Origin of the sequence: Parashewanella hymeniacidonis, assembly GCF_016900895.1 — a bacterium.
Classification (GTDB): domain Bacteria; phylum Pseudomonadota; class Gammaproteobacteria; order Enterobacterales; family Shewanellaceae; genus Parashewanella; species Parashewanella hymeniacidonis.
In genome coordinates this window covers 1-1,444 of record NZ_JAFEUN010000267.1, presented here as the reverse complement: position 1 = coordinate 1,444, position 1,444 = coordinate 1, and the positions used below count along the sequence as shown (strand labels likewise).

The 1,444-nt window shown below is 51.6% G+C and carries 1 protein-coding gene; it reads left to right on the top strand.

The window, feature by feature from the left end:
• Window positions 1-1,444, top strand: a 1,444-nt coding sequence (locus JQC92_RS22245; RefSeq protein ID WP_205001710.1) for a hypothetical protein, incomplete at both ends; no start/stop codon positions are given.

Sequence of the window (1,444 nt, the reverse complement as noted above, 5' to 3'; positions counted from 1 at the left end):
CTGACGGCGTTTGAAGGTCTATTTAAATATAATAATGGCGCAATAACAGCCTTTGCAAACCTATCCGACAGTGATATTGAGTGTATAGCTAAACATCCTCAATTATCGTACGTTATGTCGATGTGCCACCAAAAAGGTCTGCCCACGCCAGCGGCAATGGAAATGTTCTTCAAAGATGAGCATTTAAAAGATGAAAACGGCCGCTTGTGCCTGACAAAGCTGAAGGCGGTGGCCAGTATGTGCGGCCTAAAAGGTCTGCCCACGGCAGAGGCAATGAAAGCATTCTTCAACGATAATCATCTGATAGATGGACGTAACTTGTGCCTGGCAAGGCTGAAGGCGGTGGCCAGTATGTGCCGTCGAAAAGGTCTGCCCACGCCAGCGGCGCTGAAAGCATTCTTCACTGCTGAGTATTTAAAAGGTGATAACGGCCGCTTGTGCAAGACAAAGCTGGCTGCGGTGTCCAGTATGTGCTGCCGAAAAGGTCTGCCCACACCAACGGCACTGGAGGCATTCTTCAACGATAATCATCTGAAAGATGGACGTAACTTGTGCCTGACAAGGCTGAATGCGGTGGCCAGTATGTGTTGCCAAAAAGGTCTGCCTACGGCAGCGGCGCTGAACACATTCTTCAAAGATGAGCATTTAAAAGATGAAAACGGCCGCTTGTGCAAGACAAAGTTGGCTGCGGTGGCCAGTATGTGCCGTCTAAAAGGTCTGCCCACGGCAGAGGCGCTGGAGGCATTCTTCAAAGATGAGCATTTAAAAGATGAAAACGGCCGCTTGTGCCTGATAAAGCTGAAGGCGGTGGCCAGTATGTGCCACCGAAAAGGTCTGCCCACGCCAGCGGCGCTGAACACATTCTTCACTGCTGAGTATTTAAAAGATGAAAACGGCCGCTTATGCAAGACAAAGCTGGCTGCGGTGGCCAGTATGTGCCGCCAAAAAGGTCTGCCCACACCAGCGGCGCTGAAAGCATTCTTCACTGCTGAATATTTAAAAGGTGATAACGGTCGCTTGTGCCTGACAAAGCTGGCTGCGGTGGCCAGTATGCGCTGCCGAAAAGGTCTGCCTACGCCAGCGGCGCTGAAAGCATTCTTCACTGCTGAGTATTTAAAAGATGATAACGGCCGCTTGTGCAAGACAAAGCTGGCTGCGGTGGCCAGTATGTGCTGCCAAAAAGGTCTGCCCACACCAGCGGCGCTGAAAGCATTCTTCACTGCTGAGTATTTAAAAGGTGCGACCCGCCGCTTGTGCAAGACAAAGCTGGCTGCGGTGGCCAGTATGCGCTGCCAAAAAGGTCTGCCTACGCCAGCGGCGCTGAAAGCATTCTTCACTGCTGAGTATTTAAAAGGTGATAACGGCCGCTTGTGCAAGACAAAGCTGGCTGCGGTGGCCAGTATGTGCCGCCAAAAAGGTCTGCCCACGCCAGCGGCAATGAAAG